This is a genomic window from Arthrobacter sp. MYb213, from assembly GCF_002979915.1.
GTDB lineage: Bacteria > Actinomycetota > Actinomycetes > Actinomycetales > Micrococcaceae > Glutamicibacter.
This window is the reverse complement of record NZ_PCQA01000004.1, coordinates 155,558-177,568: the sequence shown is the minus strand read 5'-3', so window position 1 is coordinate 177,568 and position 22,011 is coordinate 155,558. Positions and strand designations below refer to the sequence as shown.

Genomic DNA, 22,011 nt, shown 5'->3' with positions numbered 1-22,011 from the left:
TAACCGTTACCAGTTAGAAGCGGAAAGCTTTGTTGATGGTCCGACCAAGTGTTGCGGTAAGCACGACCGTGGTGATGATAACCAACCCCGGTAGGGTGGTTAGCCACCAGGCCACCGTGAGATATTGGCGCCCTTCGGAAATCAATAGGCCCCACTCAGGGGTTGGTGGTGGTGATCCGAAGCCTAGGAATCCCAGCCCGGAAATCGCCAGAATTGCTGCTCCGAGGTCTACCGCCAGCAGTGCGAGCACAGGGCCAATCACGTGCGGGATGATATGTCGGCGCAGCACAGTAAGGTAGCCACCGCCACTCATCAGCGCGGCCTGCACAAAATCACGCGAACGCACCCGTAGCACTTCGGTACGCACTAATCGCGCGAAGGCAGCGATGGAGGCGATGCCTACGCCGAGCCCCAGCGATAAAGGACCAGGTTCGGTTGCAGTGACAAGGATTAGCGCGATCAAGAAGGCAGGGACCGCCAACACCACATCGACAAAACGCATCGCCACCGAGTCCACGAAGCGTCCCGCGGTGGAGGCCAGTAAACCGAGGAGGCTACCGACCACGCTGCCGACCAAGCAGGCAAGCCCCGCGGTCAGCAGGGTTTGGCTCGTTCCCTGCACCACACGAGCGTAAACGTCACGACCTAGATGATCGGTGCCGAAAGGATGGGCCAGCGATGGTGCCGAGAGTTTTTCTTGAGGCACTCCGGTGATCGGATCCGCACCGGTAAATATTCCCGGTAGTAGCGCCCACGCAAGGAGTACTGCCAGAGGAATGAGTACCCACCAGTTACCCAGCCAGCTTCGTAGCTTGCTGCCGGTTACCGTCCTCGATGAGGTTAAGGTCCGATTATTCTCAACGACGGAACTCAGATCCGCGTCATTGCTGCGTTCGGTCAAAAGACTCATGATCTATTCCTCCTCTCTTAGGCGGCTAACGCACGAGGCGAGCCGGCATGGGCGGTAATGATGCGCGGATCAAGTTTCGGATGAATCAAATCAACGAACAGGTTGACCGCCGTGAATGTCGCGGCTGTGAGCAAGACCAACCCCTGAACTAGCGGAATATCTTGTACGGTAACCGCCTGCAATACCAACTGCCCTAAGCCCGCGCGTGCGAACACAGTCTCGGTGATCACCGAGCCGGCAAGCAACGTGCCGACAGTGATCCCCGCAATGGACAGTGCCGAAGGCACCGCATTTTTCAGCGTATGCCGGTAGAAAATCCAGCTTTCACTTGCACCCTTAGCCCGCAACACGTCAACGAATGGTTGGCGGTTCACCTCCTGCACACTTTTGATCAGTACTTGGGCTATCGGGGCACTGAGGTGAATAGCCAAAACGATGATCGGCACGGCTAAGGACAGCAACGAGCCATCTGGGAAGAGCGACATCACGCCGAGCTGAACTGCGAGGATCTGTAGAAGCACCAAGCCGAGCCAGAAGACGGGGACCGAAATCATCAACGGGGGAAGATTGAGCATGGCGTTGCGCACTCGGCTACTGCGCGACAGACTAGCGGCTGCGGTCAAAACCACAGCCATCAGGATGGCCAGAGCAAAGGCGCTACCTGCGAGGGTTAGGGTCGAACCGATGACCTCACCGATTCGTGTGGATACTGCGGAACCCGATGATAACGAATAGCCAAAATCTCCGGTCAGTAGCCCACCGAGTTGGTCCAGATACTGAACGATCTGTGGCTGGTCGTAGCCGTAGTATGCCTTCATCTGTGCGATAGTGGCCGGATCGGCGGAGGCATCTGCTGAAAGGAAGATCGTTACCGGGTCGTTCGGTAGCGCCTGCACCGCAAGAAATACTGCGGTATAGGCCAACAGGATCACCAGTAGTGCCTGCCCTACGCGTTTAGCGATGTATCCACCCATGATGTTTTCCTTAACCGTTGATCTTCCAGGCACCCTGGAAGATTGGTGCGGTCCCTGAGGTGAAGTCGACGTGAGCATCCTTATTAGCTCCGTATACTTGCACTTCGTCCCAGAGAACTAGGGTCAATGCTTTGTCGAGTACCAGCTCGCGTTGTTCCTTTTCGACGAGCTTGAGGTGTTCATCCTCGGACGTCGCCGCCTGTTCACGGGTGAACAGTGCGTTGAGTTCCTTGTCTGCATTTAAGGTCTGGTTATTGGTCGCAGGTGCATACACCGGACCCAGTCCTCCATAGGCAAACTGCCGGGTACCAAAAAATTCAATCTGGTCATCAACCATGGCGTTGGTGAGGAAGGAATTGTCCGCTGCACGGTTTACCAGTTGCACACCAATCTGACGCCACTGCTGCTCAATCAATTCAAAAGCCGGCTTGATAACCACAGAGTTGTTCGAGCTGGCTACCGTGACTTCGAGTTTCTTTCCATCTTTTTCACGGATCCCGTCCGCTCCCACGCTCCAGCCAGCTTCATCCAGCAGTGATTTGGATTTTTCAGGGTCATAGCCGAGCTCCGCGGAGAGATCCACAAATCCCGGTGCTTGATGATTGAGGATCGACCCCGCAATCACGTAACTGTCCGAAAGTACCGTGTCCTTCAGCGCTTGCCTGTCGATACCGACCTGTAATGCCTGGCGCACCTTCGGGTCATCTAACTTGCCCGAGCCGATGCGTATCGCAGCGTGATTAGTTGTTAGATCGACACCTTGCGCTGCCAATACCTGTCCGCCACCTGCGCTGAGCACACCTTCGTCTACCGGTTGCAGTCCGCGGACCAAATCAACTTGGCCTGATTGTGCGGCACCTGCGCGGTGAGCCACCTCAGGAAGGTACTTAATGACAAGTTTTTCCAGGTAGGCATCGCCTTGATTCGCTGCACTTTGTGGCGCCCACGCGTAGTCATCGCGGCTAGTGAAGATGACTTCCTCATCGGCCTTTTCGGATTCAAAAACGAACGGGCCGGATCCGACGATCTTTGAGATCGCTGTTTGTCCTGCGTTGTCCAGCTTCAATGTTCCCGGGGAGACCAGCCCGGCGGTCACCGACGAGGTGGCTCGGAGGAAATTTGCATCTGGACGTTCCAGGGTCACCTTGACCTTGTTCTTGCCCACAATTTCTGAGCTTTTGTAAGCGGCGAAATCAACATTGGGCTGAATCTGCGCCGACTTGATGCCTAAACCTAGGGCATCTAGGTTTTTCTGCACGGCCTCTGCATCTAGATCAGTTCCGTCAGAAAAAGTAACACCATCGCGGATGGTGAAGGTGAACTCTGTCTGTGACTTGTTGGCGGAGAAATCGGAGGCGATCCAGCCTACGAGCTTGCCGGACTCCACATCAAAGTAGGTCAACCTGTCCAGGACCGAGTTGAGCACGTTCGCTTTTTCGTAGAAGCGTGCAGCTTGGGTCTGCCAGTTGTTGATCGGGGTAACCTCGGCGTAGGTGAAAGTGCCACCTTCTACCGGCGTCTCGCTTTCAGCGGCCTTCGAGGGAGCTGAGCTTGCCCCAGTCGCTGAGCTACTTCCGCCGCAGGCGGTCAAAGTTAGTCCGGCTGCTGCCAGTAACGCTGCCGTCTTTATCACTAAGTGTTTAGTACGCATTTTCTGGTCTTCCTCTAGGTTAGCTCTCGAGGATTACGTCGAATTCATGGTCCTACCGCAGTATTGAGCGATGGGCAGAAGGCAGACTTCTCCCCTGTGTGGACCGTTGCGAAATCAAGCAATCTCCATCGGTCCTGGCCTTAGCACCGCTCCTTGAAAGGACGGTTGCTGCGACGTCAACGAGCCAGGTCTCTCAGTCGCTCTGGATGGTTAGCATTCGGCATGTTTTCCGAATAATTCAAGTTTGTGCCCAGCCTTGCGGTGTGACCAACCATGACGTTATAAACGCGTCACGAAACTTGCTTTAACCTCACCGGCATAAGAAAAGACGTCATATTCCGCAGAACATTTCGTCATAAGTCACTTCGTGACGCTAGTTCAAAAAAAACCTTGACGGCACTCCATAACTGCGAGTTAATGCCAGCTGAAAAAGCTTAAAAGTTAAGGTCAGTTCGAACCGAGATAGTTCGAACTGACCTTTCCAATCGGATTGTCTGCCGGATACCCTATTTAGCCGATACCGGAGTCAACACTCCCTGCACTAACGGATCTTCCGTGCTCTCCAGATAATCCTGCAACCGAGGGTCCGAGAAGACCTCTATCAGTTTTGCTGCGTCTGGAGACTTGGAGAATTCGGTACCAAAAATTAGCTTTGATGCGAAAGTTCTAGGCGGTTCCGGGAACAGCAGTCCTTTATCTCGGCCAACTTTTCCGGCATCAAACTGCGAGACATAACCAATCGCCACATCCACGTCATCGAGCATGCGTGGCATAGTCATTAGTTCCGCTTCTTTCAATTTGAATTCATGCGGATTGTCTACCACGTCAGCCATCTTGGCGGTACGCGGTTCGATATCAGGGTTCAAACCGAGTAGGCCTTCGCGTTCCAGTAGCCATAGCGCCTGTCCTTGGTTAGCGACGTCGTTGGGGAGCAGCAGTGTTGCTCCCTTGGGCAATTCCTCGACGGAACCATATCGGCTGGAGTACAACCCGAAGCCCCACTGATAAAGCTCTACGGTTGCGGTTAGATCTACACCAGCAGCCTCCGCAGACTGCTTCATGTACCACTCGTGTTCGAAAATGGTCGCATCGAATTGCCCCTCGGCAACGGCTCGGTTGGCCTGAATCGGATCTTGCAAGCCCACCGGTTCAATTTCGATTCCATAGTCCGGCGCAATATTCTCGGCCACGTATTTCAGTATCTGCTCTTCGCCAGCCATCGCTGGTTCGTAGTGGACCTTAAATTTTGTTTTAGTCGCCTGGTTAGCTGCGAGCGCGGGCGTAGAACGTTGCTGTATTAAGAGTGCGCCAAGTACTAGTGCCAAGATGGTCGCGCAAGCAGCGAGGGTCCATGGCAATTTGGCAGTATTTTTTCGAAGGGTGAAGCCATGGTCATGGCCAGTGGGTGAAGGTGTCATAATCTTCTCGTTTGTTCTAGGCGTTTAGGGGCGTGCCAGCGCACGGGCGATACGATCGCCGAGGAATTGAACTATTTGGACGGTCACTATCAGCGCGAGGATGGTGGCGATCATGACGTTCATATCAAAGCGTTGGTAACCATAAGTCACCGCAAGATATCCAATACCGCCAGCCCCAATAGTTCCCGCAATCGCCGAATACTCGACCATTGAGATGGTGTTCAGCGTGATTGCCGAGGCTAGGGCCGGTAGTGCCTCACGTATTTGAGTGGCGCCGATGATTTGTAGTGGCGATCCACCGGTCACCAAACCAACTGAGAGATTTTCCTTGGGCAGATCGTTCAGCGCGTTTTGCACTAAGCGGGCAAAGAATGGAATCCCTGCAATGGTCATAGGCACTACAGCAGCCCAAATACCGATGGTGGTTCCCGTAACCCACTTAGTGAAAGGAATAATGGCAGCCATCAAGACGAGAAAGGGCAACGAACGGCCCATATTCACGATCCAACTCAGCGTGGCATGGCTCTGCGCATGTGGGAAGATCCCACGCCTGTCGGTGTTGAACAAGGCTAAGCCCATAGTTCCGCCAAGAATGATCACTAGGACCATCACGATGCCGACCATTGCCCAGGTTTCGGCGTAGGCCGGAAGCATCAGGGAGCCTAGCTCGCTCCATGGGGTATCGGTCCCTACAGTGGAACTTTCGGTTGGCAAGCTCATACCTTCACCTCAATGCGTGTCTCATAGTTAATTGCAGCCGAGCCCAATGCGTGCGAGTGTGCAGTGGCATGCAGTCCCCAACCGTCGAGTACCTCAATGACTCGTTCTTTGTTAATACCCGACACCCCGATTTCAACCCGGCCCAAGGTGCCCTCGTGATGAGCTTCAACGGACCCGCCGAGCAATGCCACGGTGGCCCCATGTTCACTACCCAATTTTGAAATCCATGAAGGATCAATGTGGTTTCCGCGGTAAGCAACCGTCAAGGCAAAGTCATAGCCGGCGGGCACCAAGTCCGGACGCAATGGCAAGAGCTTGGAGCCGGTCGCCGATTTCGGATTTGCGACAAGCGCACGTAGTTCCCCATATTCGGCAATCTGGCCGCCGTCTAATTGGGCCACACGGTCCGCGATATGTCGCACCACATCCATTTCGTGGGTAATCAAAATGATGGCTAAGCCCAGGTCGGTGCGCAGGGAAGCGAGTAGCTCCAGGATCTGAGCGGTAGATTCCGGGTCAAGGCCAGAGGTTGCCTCATCAGAAAGCAGCAGTCGTGGACGAAGTGCAAGTGCCCTAGCAATGCCAACACGTTGGCGCTGTCCGCCAGATAGTTCACCTGGATAGGAATTGGCCCGGTCGGCCAGCCCGACTCGTGCTAAGAGCTCTGCAACTCGATGTTCCATTTCATGATGGATTACCCCTAGGTTCCGCAGGGGTAGCGCGACATTTTCGGCTACTGTCATCCGACGTAGCAGAGCCGAATTCTGGAAGATCGTGCCAATGGCACGGCGTTCTGCACGCAAGGCCTTGCCCGAGAGAACCGAAAGGTCTTTTCCGTCAACCAAAATTTGACCGCTGCTGGGCTTTTCCAACAATGAGATGCAATGCGACAGCGTAGATTTGCCTGCACCCGATGGCCCAACCACTGCGGTAATACTGCCCGACTCGACATTCAAATCGATTCCCTTGAGGACCTCAACGCGACCTTGAGCAGTGTCATAGTGCTTATGTAGCTGTCGGATCTCAATCATCTGAGGCCCCGAAGAAAGATGTCCGCAATTGTTCTCCTTGGTGCTTGCACCGCGCAGGGACCGCTTCGCACACGATCTGCAGATTCACAACGTAGCGCCCTGAGGTAGCTACCAAAGTAAGCAGAACAGCGTGGTTTAAACGGACCGCTCCATCGGTCCTGGCGGTAGCACCGGCCCCGCTCGGGGTGGTTGCTGCGACGTCTACGAGCCAGGTCTCTCAGTCGCTCTGGATGGTTATTATTCGGTGTGTGAACCGAACAGTTTCAGTCTGTCCCGCTGTAGCTTTCATGAACAAGCATGACGTTATAAATGCGTCATGAAAGAGTCAGAAAGACTGCGCTGGACGAAAAAATGGTCACATATCAGAACATCGATCGTCACATGTCGGTACGTGACGCTGACACTTGTCAGGGCTTAAATATCTGAAGTATTTTCTCGATTAATTTTGCTTGCAGGCATATCCTTCATTTCCCAATAACTTCTGTCGCAGGGGAACAAGTCTGCAAGCTTAGGTCAATTCTTGCTCAAGATACTGCTCGGTTTCGGCAAAAACCAGGTGGCCTTTCGCCCCGTTAACGATCGGTAATTGCGGCGGCACATGCCCGCATTCAACGTTGCCGATAATGGGAATACCCAGCATTCCCAACGCGTCCAAAACGGCTTCACGTTGGGTCAATGACGAAGAATTCGGAGCTCCTGTTCGACCTACAAGTATTGCTTGCGCATCGTTGAAGAATCCGGCAAGCCGCATCCCGTGGAGTTGTCTGCAGATCGTAGTAGCTTCGACTCCGGATGCTTCCACATACACAATTGACGATTCTTCTACCGAATTCAGCATTCTGCTGCTATCGAGGAACGCGGTCCCTGCAAGGTTGACCAGTGTTTCAATGCACCCACCAATAAGGCGGCCTCGGACGTCGACTGGTCCAACCGCCATATCAAACCGTTCCCAACCGCCCCGACCATTCCACAGATGTTTGGTAGCCTGAGGGTTATTTTCCCAATCATCCCAATCATTGAGCCTAAAGATTCCGGGGGAAAATTGTCTAAATTTCGTTCCTACTGGTAACGACGCAACCTCAATCCAAGACATCAGCCCATCCGGAACTTCGTACGGGGTATCCATCAAATTACCGCCATGCAGCGTAGCCATCCCGGAAAGAAGAGTCAGTGGTACGAGCAGCGTTGAAATATCTGAATAACCGACAAACCAGGTGGGCTCTACCTTCCGGAGCGTCTCAAAATCAAGAAGCGACATGAGGTCAATAGCCGTATCTCCTCCCCATGGCGGAACGACCGCCTTGACTGCTGGATCCAAGAGCATCCGCATGAGCTCTGCGGCGCGCTCTTCAGCCGGGGCGCTGGTGTGTCTGGTTCCGTCCATGCAGCTACCGATTTGGACTTTAAAACCGTAGTTGCGTAAATTTTGCACCGCAAAATTCAGACGTTGCTGCAGAGATTCATTGACGCCGCTTGAGGGCGCGGTCACCGCGATCAGGTCGCCTGGTTTCAACGGTTGCGGGTATCGAATCTCCATGGATCAATACTTACACGTTAGCTTCGCGGCCAGACGATTTCAAAGCGTTCGCATACGATTCGCTCCCCGGGGATGCTGGTGATTGCAGGTTCCCACTGCTTGGCAAAATCTGCTTGCTGCGTCCGCTTCCAGAACTTTTCGTGCTCCCGGCGCCAGCTAGCCAAGCTGCGATCGTCCTCGCCCTCGGCGTAGGCGAATTCGGCATCCACCTGGTCGAATGATCTCAGTGTCACCTCGCTGGTTCGCAGGATAATTTGTGGTGTCCCGGTACCGTCGCAGGCAATCCAGTGCGAGCCGATCTGCGGGAGGGGTTCATTCTCGGCAATGTACTCGTTTTCGAGGCTTGAGGTGGCACGTTTCTGCCCGTGCGTTACTTCTCGCAATAACGAGTCGGCCAGCGCAGTGCTGTCTCCGAAGTATTCCACCACGTAGTCGCCCGGGTCACTGGCACAGCTTTTTCGGTAGTCATCCCACATCTGCGCAGCTGAGGCGAGATCTAGCGGTGGCATCTCGGCGGCGTGTTCGTTGCTCATGTTCTTAGCCTAAGCGCTGCCCAGCCACCGTAGTTGTTGCCTAGGCGATTGTCTGGTTATTACCGCGTTGACGTGAGCTTGGGTACCCAAGCCTCATGGAGATCAACGGCTGTTCCTTCGGCCATGCAAACGCAACGCCCCATCAGTTTGGAAAGCGCATAGTCCCCGCTGGCGGCAAAGGTTTCTGATGTTGCAGTAACCGACAAATCAGCTGGACCCGATACCTACGCACTCGCGCGCAGAGCGCGCTGCCGAGTTGCCGAAACTTAAGTTGAACATGTTCCGACCTGCGCAAAATTGCGGACAAGCTCGCGCCATGACGCGTGTCACAGGCCTTTTCTCAGGTGACTCTCACGTAAATTGGCGCTTACTTCATCCTCACCTTTTCAGGAGATCAAAGTATGTCACGAGCATGTACGAGAGCTTTCGCCAGCGCCGCGGCACTCGCGCTGGGATTGGGCGCTTTCACTGCCCTTCCGGCCAACGCCGATCCCAGAGCAACCGACAAAACACCAACGGCTAAAGGCAGTGGCGGCGCAGTCTCATCCGTGGACCCCGAAGCGACCGCCGCCGGCATTGAAATATTGCGCAAAGGCGGCAACGCAGTTGATGCGGCCGTGGCAACCGCGGCAGCGCTGGGCGTGACCGAACCTTATAGTGCGGGTATCGGTGGCGGTGGCTACTTCATGTACTACGATTCAAAAACCGGAAAAATCAGCACAATTGACGGCCGTGAAACAGCACCGGCAGCAATCCCCCAAGATGCCTTTGTCGATCCGGAAACCGGCGAGCCTTACAACTTCACTCCCGAACTGGTAACTAGCGGCGTTGCAGTAGGCGTACCGGGAACTCTAGCCACCTGGCAGCGTGCCTTGGATAACTGGGGTTCCCAAAATTTGAAGACAGTTTTGCGCCCGGCCACCCAGGTGGCCTCACGCGGTTTTGTCGTCGATGAAACCTTCCGTGAACAGACTCTTGATAACAAGGAACGCTTCGCTGCCTTCAGCTCAACTAGCGAACTATTCCTGCCCGATGGCGATGCGCCCCAGGTTGGCAGCATCTTCAAAAACCCGGATCTTGCCCAGACCTACCGGTTACTTGCCAAGCAGGGCCCCTCGGCGTTCTATCAGGGCGAGATGGCCGAGGAAATATCTCAGACGGTCCAAGCTCCACCCAAGGTTGAAGACACCAAGCTCCCGGTTCCAGCCGGTTATGTGAGTACCGCCGATCTGGCGGACTATGAGGTTGTGGAGCAGCAACCAACCAAGGTTGCCTACCGTGGGCTGGATGTCTTTGGCATGGCGCCATCGTCCAGCGGAGGAACCACCATCGGAGAATCGCTGAACATTCTTAGCGAATTCGACCTCTCAGGCATGGAACAACCCTCCGCGCTTCACCACTACTTTGAAGCGACGGCTTTGGCTTATGCCGATCGTGGCAAGTTTGTTGGAGACCCGGCATTTGTGGATGTTCCCACCGATACCCTGACCGACAAGTTGTTCGGCGTCGACCGGGCGTGCGCGATAAACCCCGAACAGGCCGCGGTGAAGCCGGTATCTCCGGGCGACATTGAGGACTACGACGGAACGTGCCCGGCGACAACCAGCGAACCGGTGGTTGAGCAGGATACTGAGAATATTTCCACCACCCATCTTTCGGTGGTGGACCGCTGGGGCAACGTGGTTTCCTACACTCTGACCATTGAGCAGACCGGCGGTTCGGGAATGGTGGTGCCACAGCGCGGCTTCCTACTGAATAACGAGCTGACCGACTTCTCCACGGTGTATGACCCACAGGATCCAAACCGAATCGAACCCGGCAAGCGTCCACGCTCGTCGATGGCACCAACGATTGTGCTACGCGACGGCGAACCGATGCTTGCCATCGGTTCCCCTGGCGGCTCCACCATCATCACGACGGTGCTGCAGACCTTGGTGAACCGCATTGATCTGGGCATGGACATCAGCCAGGCAATCGCGGCACCTCGCGCCTCGCAGCGTAATACCGCGGCAGTGACGGCAGAACCCGAATTCATCCAGGCCTACGGCTCAGCTCTTGAGGCTTTCGGCCACAAGCTCACCCCATCTGGTGATTCCTTCACTCCGAAGGCCGAAATCGGCGCGGTTGAGGCGGTCGAAATCGCCGCTGATGGGTCGCTGATCGCGGCGGCTGAACCAACCCGTCGTGGCGGCGGTTCAGCCATGGTAGTCACGCCGGCTAAATAGCCACGAGAACCAGCAAGTCCCCGCGAAATTTATTGTTTCGCGGGGACTTGCTGGTTCTGCTTTACTAATTGGTTTTCAAGCCCTTAGGCCTGTCGGGCCAGACGGTTTGAGATCTTGTACTGGGCAGCCCGGTGGGTATCCTTCACCCGGTCGCCTTGGCCGAACAGCTTGTTGCGCAGTGAACCTTCGGTGTACTCGGTTTTGTATGCGCCGCGTGCCTGCAACTCTGGGACCACGTACTCGACGATGTCCTCAAAGGTTGCCGGGGTAACCGCATAGGCCAGGTTGAAACCGTCTACATCGGTGTAGTCCACCCACTCGATGAGCTTCTCGGCAACCTCGGCACCGGAACCGACGGTGATTGGACCGAAGCCGCCAACGCCGACCCACTCAGCCAACTGGCGGATGGTCCATGGCTTGTCCGAATCGCCGCTGGCCTTCTGGAAGGTCTCCACGGCAGACTGGATAGCGTTGGACTTTACGTTCTCACCGATAACGTCATCGGGACCGTAAGCGGACAGGTCGATACCCATCCAGCCCGACATCAGTACCTGAGCGCCTTCGATATCCGCGTAGGACTTGTAGTCCTGGTACTTGGCTTCGGCTAGCTCGGAGGTCTCATCGGTGATGATGGTCTGCATTGCGAAGATCTTTACGTCGTGACGGTCGCGGCCGGCAGCCTCTACCGCATCGCGGATCTTGGCTACAGCAACCTTGAGGGTCTCACGGGTTGGGCAGGTGACGAAGACCGATTCGGCGTTTCCGGCGGCAAATTTGATGCCACGGCTAGAGGCACCGGCCTGGTAGATCACCGGGGTACGCTGGGTGCTTGGTTCGGTGATGGCGATGCCCGGAACCTTGAAGTACTTTCCTTCGTGGTTGATCGAGTGCACCTTGGCCGGGTCGGCATAAACGCCGGTTTCCTTGTTGGCCTGGACCGCGTCGTCTTCCCACGAACCTTCAAGAAGCTTGTAAACAACCTCTAGGTACTCGTCTGCGTGGTTGTAACGCTCATCATGTTCCATCTGGTCTTCCTGGCCCATGTTGCGGGCAGCGGATGGCAGATAACCGGTGACAACGTTCCAGCCCACACGGCCTTCGGTCAGGTGGTCCAAGGTGGCCAGACGGCGGGCAAAAGCATATGGGTGTTCGTATGCGGTGCCAGCGGTGACGCCGAAACCGAGGTTCTCGGTGACCGCAGCCATCGCCGAAACCAGCATCATCGGATCGTTGACCGGAGCCTGCGCGCCGGTGCGCAGTGGGCTCTCGTTGGAACCCTTGTATACGTCGTAAGTACCTAAGACATCGGCGAGGAACAAGCCATCAAATTTACCCTTTTCCAGGACCTTGGCCAGGTGTGTCCAGTAGCCCAGCGTCTTGTAGGTCGAGGCCTTGTCGGCTGGGTGACGCCACAGTCCTGGTGACTGGTGGACCACGCAGTTCATATCGAAGGCGTTAAAAAGGATTTCGCGCTTGTTCTCGCTCATTGGTGTGCCCCTATCCATGTAAATGAAATCTTGTTGATCTTGCATTGTGTGCAGAAATTTTGTTTAGGATCCGGAAAACTGCGGGGATCCAGAAACCGTGCCGGTGACCGAGAGCCGTTGGGGTTGGACCCCATTGATCTCGTAGTCCCCTACGATGCGTGCCTTATAAATTGCCGGGTTGTGCGTTGCAATGGTGCGGGCATTACGCCAATGCCGATCCATATTGCAGCTGTTACGTGTAGCTGATGCGCCGAGCCCGTCAAAGAGTTTGCTCGTCGCCCCGATCACCAGGGGCTGCACGATGGTCTGTGCCCGGTTAGCTGCTAACTCACATACCGCGAAGCGCTCCTCGGAGTTCAGATTTGAGTCCGCCATCGCCGCTTCAACTTCCAGCACCGCACCGATGACCACGGAATCGGCGGCAAAAACTTCCGCGGAAACCTCCCCGACCAACTGCAGTACCTGCGGTTCTCGGTGTACCGGGACCCCTGTCCCGGTAGAGAAGGTGCGGGTACGTGCTTGAACCGAGGATCGCAGGTCGTTTAGTGCGGCCCGACCAATTCCGGCTTGCACCGCCATGAGCACCAACTGGAAGATTGCGGCCTCCGGGTCGGTGGGATCTTCAGGCATGAAGGTATCCACCGGGACATTATGAAATTCGGTGCTGCCGGTACCGGTGAGCTGCTGACCAAACCCATCCCAGTCATCAAGGATCTTCACGCCACTATGTTGTGTTGATACCACGGCGATCTGGCGGCCAGGGATCACTGGGTGGGCTACCGCGACGGTGGTCCAATCCGCAAAGATGGTACCGGTGCAATAGAACTTGCGGCCGTTGACCAACCACCGCGAGTCTTGCTCGGTCACTTTGGTGTTCAGTACGCCCAGGGCGTTTCCGCCCTCTTCGGTATAAGCATTGCCAACAATCTGGCCAGCACTGATTCGCGTAACCCACTTGCTGCGTAGTGCCGGGTCTTCTAGACGCACCACATTTTCCACGAAGGCAATATGTGCTCTCCAGAGCTGCGCAACGTGCGAATCAGCTTCGGCCAGCTCAATGAGCAACCGAAACACATCGCTGAGCCGTGCCCCGTGACCACCTTCGGTAATGGGTAGTCGCAGGGCGCCGAAGCGTTCACGATTAAGCAGCCCAACTTGTTCGAAGGGCAGTATCCGTTGCCGGTCACGCTCACTAGACCCGGCGGCAATCTGCGCGAAGACGGGGCGGAAGATATCTGCAAGTCGTTCGTACTGTTCATCCGCGCCAGGACCTGGAGTTATTTTGAGTAATTGTCGTGTGGGTAGCTCTACGGGCAGCTCATCAAGCTCCGTAGCGCTTCCGGCCACAGACGGATCGCTGAGCGCGTTAAAGTCGCCAGCTAAATCGCCAAATGACATCGAAAGTCCTCTATTCTTTCCATCGGTTCTGGCTGTAGCACCGTCCCGGGCCAAAAATGGTGGGTGGTTGCTGCGACGTCTTCGAGCCAGATCTCTCGGTCGCTCTGGATGGTTCGTAATCATTTGTAGCCTGAGAATTACGTTGCCTTCAACCCGACAAGTCACATTTCTTCGTGCTGGCAGCACCTTTGAAGTGCATCAAGGACTGCACTTATCCGGCATAGCCGAACACCACACCCAGCGTTTCGCGATTTTTCATCCAAATACGTTGTTGGTGAAATAAAAATCGAAATATCTTGATGATGTGACGTAATTATCGAATATTTTTCATGTTACGACGGATTTGCATTGAATTCGTTCGACAGCCTGTAATAGTCATGTAACCATCCCGAGCGGCCGAGAGATCTGGCTCTGTGACGCCGCAGCAACCACCACACACGAATTGTCATTCAATGTGTGGCCGGTGCTACCGCCAGCAACGATGGAGATAAATCATGGTTTTCATATTGCCCTGCCCCGGCCGGCTTACTCGAAGATGTTGCTCGATGATGCGCAAGCAACTGGGCACCCACTAGCTAAACAACGCGCACGTAAGCACCGCAGGAACTGCACCCCTTAAACTCTTCAAGGAAATACAATGACTATCACCGAGTTGGCCACTACAACCACACTTGCTGGCGACGAGAACCGGCAGGAATTCTGGGACGAAGCAGCAAACTTGCTCGACTGGGACACCAAATGGCACACCACTAGCCAGATCATTGCCGCTGACCCCCAAACAAAGCGTGGACCGCAGATCTCCTGGTACCTGGGCGGTAAGCTCAATGCCGCGGTGAACTGCGCGGATCGCCATGTGGAATCCGGAAATGGTGACAAGGTTGCGCTCTACTTTGAGGGCGAGCCCGGTGACCGCATTGCGGTGACCTACCAAAACTTGCAAGATCGCATCAGCCAAGCGGCCAACGCACTATTGGAACTCGGCATTACCAAGGGTGACCGTGTGGTCATCTACCTACCGGTGCTCATCGAGACAATTGTGATTACCCTGGCTTGCGCCCGTATTGGCGCGATCCATTCCTTGGTCTTCGGAGGTTTCTCCGCGGAGGCGCTCAAATTCCGTGTGGAAGACACCAAAGCGAAGCTCCTGGTGACTACCGACGGTCAATTCCGTCGCGGGAGCTCGGTCCCCGTCAAAGCCAATGCAGACATTGCGGTCTCCGGAGAAAATGACATTGAAAAGGTGCTGGTTATTCGCCGCACCGGGGACGACATTCCTTGGACCGAAGGACGCGACCTGTGGTGGCACGAAACGGTAGAGAACCAGCCCACGCATCACAAAGCCGAAGCCTTCGACTCCGAGACGCCACTGTTCATCATGTACACCTCGGGCACTACCGGACAGCCCAAGGGGCTGGTGCACACCACCGGCGGTTACCTCACTCAGGCCGCGTATAGCCACAATCTCTTGTTCGGCAACCCCGACGAGTCTCAGCGCGCCAATGACGTGCACTGGTGCACCGCGGATTTGGCTTGGGTTACCGCACATACTTATGAAATTTATGGGCCACTGGCAAACGGTGTCACCCAGGTGATCTACGAGGGTGTGCCGAACACGCCGCATCCCGGACGCCACTTTGAGATTATCGAACGCTACAAGGTCACCAGTTACTACACTGCACCAACGCTGGTCCGTTCGCTGATGGGTTGGTTCCCCGATGGCATTGAGGACAAATACGATTTGTCCTCAATTCGCGTGGGCGGCACCGTGGGCGAAGCGGTCAACCCCGAAGCATGGCGTTGGCTGCGCGCCCAGGTGGGACGAGATACCGAGCGTGGAATCCCGATGGTTGACACCTGGTGGCAGTCCGAGTCGGGCGCTACCGTACTATCGCCGTTGCCTTCCGATGAGCACTTCAAACCAGGCTGTGCCTCGCGCGCTCTACCGGGCGTATCGGTGGACATTGTTGACGCCGCGGGCAACACCGTGGCTGCCAACGAGCAGGGAAATATCGTAATTACCCAGACCGGCCCATCCATGGCCCGCACGGTCTGGGGAAACCCGGAACGTTATTACACCAGCTATTGGGAGCAATACGTTGCCCAGGGTTGGTTCCTTGCCGGTGATGGGGCTCGCTTTGATGAGGACGGGGATATCTATATCCTGGGCCGCACCGATGACGTCATCAATATTTCCGGGCACCGGTTGTCAACCATTGAGATTGAGTCGGCGTTGGTGACCCATGCGGGTGTCGTCGAGGCCGGAGTCTGCCCCACCCCGGATCCGAAGACCGGCCACGCGGCCACCGCGTTTGTGGTTCCGCTGGATAAGACACTGATCTCAGCCAACCCTGATGCGCAAACGATTGCGCGTCAGCAAGAGTTCATCACCGCCCTGCGTGCAACGGTCACCGAACAGATCGGCCCGATCGCTAAACCACGCGATATCGTGCTGGTTCCTGATGTTCCTAAGACCCGTTCGGGCAAGATCATGCGCCGACTGCTGACTCAACTCTTCGAAGGAACCAAGCTCGGCGACACCACCAGCTTGCAAAATGAACCGTGCATCGCCGAGCTAGATGAGATTTGCCGGGCACGGAGCTAAATAGTTTCAGAGACAAATCTGCCCCGCAGTTCGCTGAACTGCGGGGCAGATTTGTCTCGCTTTACTTCGTTATTCTTCGGTACGCTCGGGCTTGGCCGGCCCAGTTGAGCCGGAGTCTTCCTTTGCGGATGACGAATCGATGGCCTTCGTCTTGAGCACAAATTCTTTGCTATCTACCAACGGGATTTCCGTGGTCATCAAGCTGAACTGGCTTCCATCGTGGCGTTCTACGCCCTCGGTCACCGATTGCTCCAGGACCTGACGAGCCACCTTGTCACTAAGTACCAGAGGATCCTTACTCAGGTCCTTCCAGATGGCCACGCAGAGCAGGAGCATCACCAGGACAAACGGCAGCGCGGAAACGATTGTAATATTCTTCAGACCGGTCAACGCTTCGGCTGGTTCGTCACCACCGGCAAGTAGCATCACCGCAGCTACCGCACCTACGGCAACGCCCCAGAAGATAATGGACTTCTTTGACGGTTCCGCGGCTCCTCGTTCGCTGAGCGCACCCATCACGATGGAGGCAGAGTCAGCGCCGGTGACGAAGAAGATTGCAATCAGCAGCACCGTCACGATCATAAGCAACACCGCGATCCACCCAGGTAGCGGTAGCGCACCAAGTAGGTCAAAGAGGATCAAGTCAAAGTTGAGGTCCGGAACTCCGTCCACCATATTCGCTAGGGCAGCACCGGTATCCCCCGCTTGTTCGGCACGTTCCTGCAAGCCTATGGCGCCGCCGCCAAAGATCGAGAACCAGATGAGGGTAACGCTAGAAGGTACCAGCAGGACACCGGTCACGAACTGACGAATGGTGCGACCACGCGAAATTCGGGCGATAAACAAGCCAACGAATGGGGCCCATGAAACCCACCAAGCCCAGTAGAACACGGTCCAGGAGGACAGCCAAGCAGACATTGCTTCGCCGCCGGAACCGGCGGTACGCGATGCCATCTGCGGAAGGTCACCAATGAAGGCACCCACGGCATTTGGAATGACGTTAAGAATGAACAGCGTTGGTCCGCCGATGAAGACGATCAATGCAATGACGAGCGCCAAGATCATATTGATATTTGAAAGCCACTGAATTCCGCGTTCAATGCCGGATACGGCCGAGGCGACGAACAGTGCAGTCAAAATGGCAATGATGACAACCAAAATACCGGAGCCAACCTGGGCCATCACACCGCTGGCCTGTATTCCGCCACCGATCTGAAGCGCACCAAGACCCAAAGAACACGCGGAGCCAAACAGCGTGGCCAAAATGGCCAAGATGTTGATGGTGCGGCCACCCCAACTATGGGTGACCCGGTCACCGAAGATTGAGGAGAACATCGCGGAGAACAGCTGTGGACGTCCGAGTCGGAAGCTACCGTAAGCCATTCCTAGACCAACAATTGCGTACATGGCCCATGGGAACAAAGTCCAGTGGAAGAGCGTAGTGCCCATCGCGGTGCTCAACGCAGCAGGAGTTTGCCCGTCTACGGTTCCTGGGGGCGGTGACATGTAGAAGTACAGTGGCTCACCGACACCGTAGAACACCAAGCCGATACCCATACCGGTAGCAAACATCATGGAGATCCAAGAGACGGTGCTAAATTGTGGCTTCTCACCGTCTTTCCCCAGTGGGATGCGACCGAAATTCTTGGCGGCAATCACGAGGACAAATACGGTAAATACCGAAGCTGCGATCACAAATAGCCAGCCGGTATTGGTAATCACCCAGTTGAGCGCGGCATCAGATGCGACGCCTAGTCCTTTGGGAGTAACGAATCCCCACACAATAAAAGCCAAGGCCAAGCATCCAGCAATACCAAATACCCAGTAATCCATTCCGGTCTTGTTATATTTTTTAGGCCGTCGTTGACGAGCCGTATGCAGCTCACCGACTAAATCTTCGAATGATTGTTCATTCTGCGTCATTTGTTCTTCCTTCACCGGCGGAATTCATTTCGCCTAAACGTCATGGGTTCCGGAGGCAACCATCCCGGTAAAGGGTCGGTTGCCAAATCGTGGACTCGGTTGAGCATTGTTTTGAGGTCATCGTGCACTGGCTTCTTATTCGACAGCGGAAGGCGTTGAGTATTAGCCCTCGGGTGCCAGCATTTGCGGAGGTTGACTAAATTCAACCCAGTAAATCTATGGAATACATGTGGTTCTTGACGGCCTTGAAAGCCTTGAAAGCCTTGTCCATCATGGTCGCACCATAGATACGGGTCAAACCTCGTAGTGTTTGAACAGTGCGTTAACGCACCGGTGGAGACCTTGCTTCCCTTATGAAACATAGCTAATGGCTACGTCATGTGAATTTCCTCGCCACGAACAAAAAATGCTGTAAAACGGAAAATTTGGCCAGCTCAGCAGGCCATTGGGCGGCCCAAAAGTACATTCAGTAAAATATGTTGCAAAAAGTAGAGCATATCTTGACTCATTCAAAATAAATAAGGCAAACTAGTGTCATGACAACATCCGAGGGAATCGAGAAGGTGCTGCGCGATGCATCGATGCGGGTTACTCGCCCGCGCGTTGCAGTGCTTGCCGCGGTAACGGCTCACCCCCATGCGGATACCGAGACCATCATTGAAGCGGTCCGGCAGGAACACCCCACGGTTTCTCACCAGGCGGTGTATGACTCGCTGAAGCTCTTGACCAGCCTTGGACTACTGCGCCAGATCCAGCCCCACGGGCATATCGCCCGCTACGAGGCTCGGGTGGGAGATAACCACCACCATGTGGTCTGTCGCAGTTGCGGATCACTGGCGGATGTCGATTGCGCCGTCGGAGCAGCGCCGTGTTTACACGCCTCAGATCACCACGGTTTCACTATCGACGAGGCCGAGGTCATCTACTGGGGACTCTGTCCTAACTGCCAATCAACCAAAACAGCGTAGCCAGCTACAAGTTCTACTTACAAAGAAGTACCGCAAGGAACTAGTCTTCATCTTCGCAGGCCCGTCCTGCGGACGTGGAAAATCACGCCCAATTCAGCATCAGAAGGAAAACTACATGTCAGAAACGACTGCAGGCCAGTGCCCAGTAGTAGGAGCCGGACGCGTTCACCCAACCCGGGGCAATGCGAACACCGAATGGTGGCCAAATAAGCTCAATCTAAAGGTCCTATCCAAGAACCAGGAAGCCACCAATCCTCTGGATGCCGACTTCGACTACCCAGCAGCATTCGAAGCACTGGATTTCGCAGCCGTTAAGGCCGATATCGCCGAACTGATGACCAAGTCCTACGACTGGTGGCCAGCAGACTTCGGTCACTACGGTCCATTCTTCATCCGCATGGCATGGCACGCGGCTGGCACCTACCGCTCCCACGACGGCCGTGGTGGCGCCGGTGCAGGTCAGCAGCGCTTCGCTCCACTGAACTCCTGGCCAGATAACGTGAACCTAGACAAGGCACGTCGCCTACTCTGGCCAGTCAAGAAGAAGTACGGCCAGTCGCTATCTTGGGCCGACCTAATCATCTTGGCCGGTAACGTTTCTCTGGAAGACATGGGCTTCGAAACCTTCGGTTACGGTGGCGGCCGCAAGGATGTCTGGGAAGCAGACGACGACGTGTACTGGGGCCCGGAAAAGGTTTGGCTGGAAAGCGAACGCTACACCGGTGCACGCAACCTTGAAGCTCCACTGGCAGCCGTCCAGATGGGTCTGATCTACGTAAACCCTGAGGGTCCAGATGGCGTTGCAGATCCTTTGGCCTCGGCCGTCGATATCCGCGAAACCTTCCGCCGCATGGGCATGGACGACGAGGAAACCGTCGCGTTGATCGCCGGCGGACACACCTTCGGCAAGACCCACGGCGCTAGCGCCGAATCCCACAAGGGCGAAGACCCAGAGTCGGCTCCCCTGGAGATGCAGGGTCTGGGCTGGAAGTCGGGCCACGGCACCGGCCACGGCGATGACACCATCGGTTCGGGTCTCGAAGTTACTTGGACCTACCACCCAACCCGTTGGGACAACGAGTTCTTCCACATCCTCTTCGCCTACGAGTGGGAGCTGTTCCACTCCGAAGCTGGGGCACAGCAGTGGCGACCAAAGGACGGTGCCGGTGCCGACATGGTGCCAATGGCTCATAACCCGGCCGTGCGTCGCGAACCACGCATGCTGACTAGCGACCTGGCGCTACGCTTCGACCCAATTTACGGTCCTATCTCACTGGACTTCAAGAACAACCCAGAGAAGTTCGCAGATGCTTTCGGCCGCGCCTGGTTCAAGCTGACCCACCGCGATATGGGTCCGAAGTCCCGTTACTTCGGTCCAGAGATCCCGGCAGAAGACCTAGCTTGGCAGGATCCACTGCCGGCAGCCCCAGCAGTTACCTTGGGTGCTACCGAGGTTTCAGCACTGAAGGCACTCATCGAGCAGTCCGGCCTGTCGGTACAGCAGTTGGTCTCCACCGCTTGGAAGGCTGCTGCAAGCTTCCGTTCCTCGGACAAGCGCGGTGGCGTTAACGGTGGCCGCATCCGTCTGGAACCACAGGTTTCTTGGAGTGTGAACCAGCCAGAACAGCTCAAGGCAGTTATCACTGTCCTCGAGCAGATCGTAGAAGAGTTCAACGCTACCTCCGCTATCAAGGCTTCCTTCGCAGACGTTGTGGTTTTGGCCGGAAACGTCGGTGTTGAGCAGGCGGCATTGGCTGCCGGTCAGCAGGTTGAGGTTCCATTCACTCCGGGTCGCGTTGACGCAACTCAGGAGCAGACCAACGTAGAGCAGTTCGCATGGTTGGAGCCGGTCTCCGACGGGTTCCGCAACTACGATTCCGAGTTCCTGAACCTGCCACCGGAATACCTGCTGATCGACCGCGCTAACCTGTTGGGCTTGAGCGCACCGGAGATGACCGTATTGCTAGGTGGTCTGCGTGTGCTGGGCAACAACTGGGATGGCTCGAACCACGGCGTCTTCACCGACACCCCGGGCGCACTGACCAACGACTTCTTCGCGAACCTGTTGGAATTGGGCCTTGAATGGACCCCAGATGCCGAAGAGAAGACCTACTCCACCACCGACGGCCGCTGGGTTGGCAGCCGCGTAGATCTGGTCTTCGGCTCGAACTCCGAGCTGCGTGCTTTGGCCGAGGTTTACGCCGCGGATGATGCCAAGGAGAAGTTCGCTAAGGACTTCGCTGCAGCCTGGGCTAAGCTCATGGATGCCGACCGCTTTGAACTGCGCAAGTAAGTAGTTTCTAGGCTCAAAACCGTGGTTGCCACCCTTCGAGTGGCAACCACGGTTTTTTGTTTTCTCTGTCTTTTTCCCAGCTTTGGCGTGTTTTCACGCAGGAAGCCGCTACCTCGACCCCTAAATGATGCGCAAATAGCAGGAAAGCCACGAAAAATGGGAGTATTCAGGCACTACTCGAAGGGCTTTCTCAAACGCTATCCGGTTTTCGACATGCACTTATCCAACGCCTGACGGACCTCTGGAATAGTTAACTTCCGTAACTACCGCTTCAGCACATCTGATGCCGAGTCCGAAATAAGGGCTGACGGAACTAATGAGCTTCCATTCACTCCAATAAC

At 55.6% G+C, this 22,011-nt stretch carries 15 protein-coding genes and 4 riboswitches; of the genes, 4 read left to right on the top strand and 11 right to left on the bottom strand.

What is annotated here, in order from left to right; all coding sequences use genetic code 11:
- Positions 1-13: 13 nt before the first annotated feature.
- From CQ011_RS11055 to CQ011_RS11020, 8 genes are all read right to left on the bottom strand, one after another.
- On the bottom strand, positions 14-910 hold the full coding sequence (locus tag CQ011_RS11055; protein WP_105677784.1) for an ABC transporter permease: 897 nt from the start codon (positions 908-910) through the stop codon (positions 14-16).
- Between the two features lie 17 nt (positions 911-927).
- Complete coding sequence (locus CQ011_RS11050) at positions 928-1,884, bottom strand: ABC transporter permease (RefSeq protein WP_105677783.1); 957 nt, start codon at positions 1,882-1,884, stop codon at positions 928-930.
- Between the two features lie 10 nt (positions 1,885-1,894).
- Positions 1,895-3,535 carry an ABC transporter substrate-binding protein gene (locus CQ011_RS11045; protein WP_105677782.1) on the bottom strand — a complete coding sequence of 547 codons (1,641 nt, stop codon included), beginning with the start codon at positions 3,533-3,535 and terminating at the stop codon, positions 1,895-1,897.
- Positions 3,536-3,657: 122 nt separating this feature from the next.
- Positions 3,658-3,748: riboswitch (SAM riboswitch) on the bottom strand.
- 293 nt (positions 3,749-4,041) lie between these two features.
- Complete coding sequence (locus tag CQ011_RS11040) at positions 4,042-4,893, bottom strand: MetQ/NlpA family ABC transporter substrate-binding protein (RefSeq protein WP_286161170.1); 852 nt, start codon at positions 4,891-4,893, stop codon at positions 4,042-4,044.
- Positions 4,894-4,977: 84 nt separating this feature from the next.
- Positions 4,978-5,673 (bottom strand): methionine ABC transporter permease, encoded by a 696-nt coding sequence (locus CQ011_RS11035; protein WP_105677780.1) that lies wholly within the window; start codon positions 5,671-5,673, stop codon positions 4,978-4,980.
- Positions 5,670-6,704, bottom strand: a complete 1,035-nt coding sequence (locus CQ011_RS11030; RefSeq protein ID WP_105677779.1) for a methionine ABC transporter ATP-binding protein — start codon at positions 6,702-6,704, stop codon at positions 5,670-5,672. The genes CQ011_RS11035 and CQ011_RS11030 overlap by 4 nt, the downstream gene beginning before the upstream one ends.
- A 146-nt stretch (positions 6,705-6,850) precedes the next feature.
- A riboswitch (SAM riboswitch) is annotated at positions 6,851-6,941 on the bottom strand.
- Positions 6,942-7,212: 271 nt separating this feature from the next.
- The gene (locus tag CQ011_RS11025; RefSeq protein ID WP_105677778.1) at positions 7,213-8,241 is read right to left on the bottom strand and encodes a S66 family peptidase; all 1,029 of its coding nucleotides are present in this window, start codon (positions 8,239-8,241) and stop codon (positions 7,213-7,215) included.
- 17 nt (positions 8,242-8,258) lie between these two features.
- Positions 8,259-8,774: an ASCH domain-containing protein gene (locus CQ011_RS11020; RefSeq protein ID WP_105677777.1), complete on the bottom strand. Its 516-nt coding sequence runs from the start codon at positions 8,772-8,774 to the stop codon at positions 8,259-8,261.
- A gap of 401 nt (positions 8,775-9,175) precedes the next feature.
- On the opposite strand from CQ011_RS11020, the gene ggt reads away from it, so the two are divergent.
- Positions 9,176-10,999 carry a gamma-glutamyltransferase gene (gene ggt / locus CQ011_RS11015; protein ID WP_105677776.1) on the top strand — a complete coding sequence of 608 codons (1,824 nt, stop codon included), beginning with the start codon at positions 9,176-9,178 and terminating at the stop codon, positions 10,997-10,999.
- A gap of 83 nt (positions 11,000-11,082) precedes the next feature.
- Here the strand turns inward: ggt and CQ011_RS11010 are convergent, their stop codons facing one another.
- Positions 11,083-12,486 carry an LLM class flavin-dependent oxidoreductase gene (locus CQ011_RS11010; RefSeq protein WP_105677775.1) on the bottom strand — a complete coding sequence of 468 codons (1,404 nt, stop codon included), beginning with the start codon at positions 12,484-12,486 and terminating at the stop codon, positions 11,083-11,085.
- Between the two features lie 63 nt (positions 12,487-12,549).
- Complete coding sequence (locus CQ011_RS11005; protein WP_105677774.1) at positions 12,550-13,884, bottom strand: acyl-CoA dehydrogenase family protein; 1,335 nt, start codon at positions 13,882-13,884, stop codon at positions 12,550-12,552.
- Between the two features lie 16 nt (positions 13,885-13,900).
- Positions 13,901-13,999, bottom strand: a riboswitch (SAM riboswitch).
- A 265-nt stretch (positions 14,000-14,264) separates the two neighbouring features.
- A riboswitch (SAM riboswitch) is annotated at positions 14,265-14,372 on the top strand.
- Positions 14,373-14,521: 149 nt separating this feature from the next.
- On the opposite strand from CQ011_RS11005, the gene acs reads away from it, so the two are divergent.
- A complete protein-coding gene (acs, locus tag CQ011_RS11000) occupies positions 14,522-16,486 on the top strand; it encodes an acetate--CoA ligase (protein WP_105677773.1) in 1,965 nt (654 codons plus the stop codon).
- A gap of 69 nt (positions 16,487-16,555) precedes the next feature.
- Here acs and CQ011_RS10995 read toward each other — a convergent pair whose 3' ends face one another.
- Positions 16,556-18,409, bottom strand: coding sequence for a BCCT family transporter (locus CQ011_RS10995; RefSeq protein WP_105677772.1), 1,854 nt, complete (start codon positions 18,407-18,409; stop codon positions 16,556-16,558).
- Between the two features lie 536 nt (positions 18,410-18,945).
- Between CQ011_RS10995 and CQ011_RS10990 the strand changes: the two genes are divergently transcribed.
- Together CQ011_RS10990 and katG are read left to right on the top strand one after the other, a co-directional pair.
- A complete protein-coding gene (locus tag CQ011_RS10990; RefSeq protein WP_105677771.1) occupies positions 18,946-19,377 on the top strand; it encodes a Fur family transcriptional regulator in 432 nt (143 codons plus the stop codon).
- A 115-nt stretch (positions 19,378-19,492) separates the two neighbouring features.
- Positions 19,493-21,670, top strand: coding sequence for a catalase/peroxidase HPI (gene katG, locus CQ011_RS10985; protein WP_105677770.1), 2,178 nt, complete (start codon positions 19,493-19,495; stop codon positions 21,668-21,670).
- The last annotated feature ends 341 nt before the right edge of the window (positions 21,671-22,011 follow it).

What these genes read in the sequence shown, in the direction of transcription:
- CQ011_RS11005 (WP_105677774.1), bottom strand. Translation starts at nt 13,884, where the DNA reads ATGTCATTTGGCGATTTAGCTGGCGACTTTAACGCGCTCAGCGATCCG.
- CQ011_RS11030 (WP_105677779.1), bottom strand. Translation starts at nt 6,704, where the DNA reads ATGATTGAGATCCGACAGCTACATAAGCACTATGACACTGCTCAAGGT.
- CQ011_RS10990 (WP_105677771.1), top strand. Translation starts at nt 18,946, where the DNA reads ATGACAACATCCGAGGGAATCGAGAAGGTGCTGCGCGATGCATCGATG.
- CQ011_RS11055 (WP_105677784.1), bottom strand. Translation starts at nt 910, where the DNA reads ATGAGTCTTTTGACCGAACGCAGCAATGACGCGGATCTGAGTTCCGTC.
- CQ011_RS11035 (WP_105677780.1), bottom strand. Translation starts at nt 5,673, where the DNA reads ATGAGCTTGCCAACCGAAAGTTCCACTGTAGGGACCGATACCCCATGG.
- CQ011_RS11050 (WP_105677783.1), bottom strand. Translation starts at nt 1,884, where the DNA reads ATGGGTGGATACATCGCTAAACGCGTAGGGCAGGCACTACTGGTGATC.
- CQ011_RS11025 (WP_105677778.1), bottom strand. Translation starts at nt 8,241, where the DNA reads ATGGAGATTCGATACCCGCAACCGTTGAAACCAGGCGACCTGATCGCG.
- CQ011_RS11045 (WP_105677782.1), bottom strand. Translation starts at nt 3,535, where the DNA reads ATGCGTACTAAACACTTAGTGATAAAGACGGCAGCGTTACTGGCAGCA.
- CQ011_RS11010 (WP_105677775.1), bottom strand. Translation starts at nt 12,486, where the DNA reads ATGAGCGAGAACAAGCGCGAAATCCTTTTTAACGCCTTCGATATGAAC.
- CQ011_RS10995 (WP_105677772.1), bottom strand. Translation starts at nt 18,409, where the DNA reads ATGACGCAGAATGAACAATCATTCGAAGATTTAGTCGGTGAGCTGCAT.
- ggt (WP_105677776.1), top strand. Translation starts at nt 9,176, where the DNA reads ATGTCACGAGCATGTACGAGAGCTTTCGCCAGCGCCGCGGCACTCGCG.
- acs (WP_105677773.1), top strand. Translation starts at nt 14,522, where the DNA reads ATGACTATCACCGAGTTGGCCACTACAACCACACTTGCTGGCGACGAG.
- katG (WP_105677770.1), top strand. Translation starts at nt 19,493, where the DNA reads ATGTCAGAAACGACTGCAGGCCAGTGCCCAGTAGTAGGAGCCGGACGC.
- CQ011_RS11020 (WP_105677777.1), bottom strand. Translation starts at nt 8,774, where the DNA reads ATGAGCAACGAACACGCCGCCGAGATGCCACCGCTAGATCTCGCCTCA.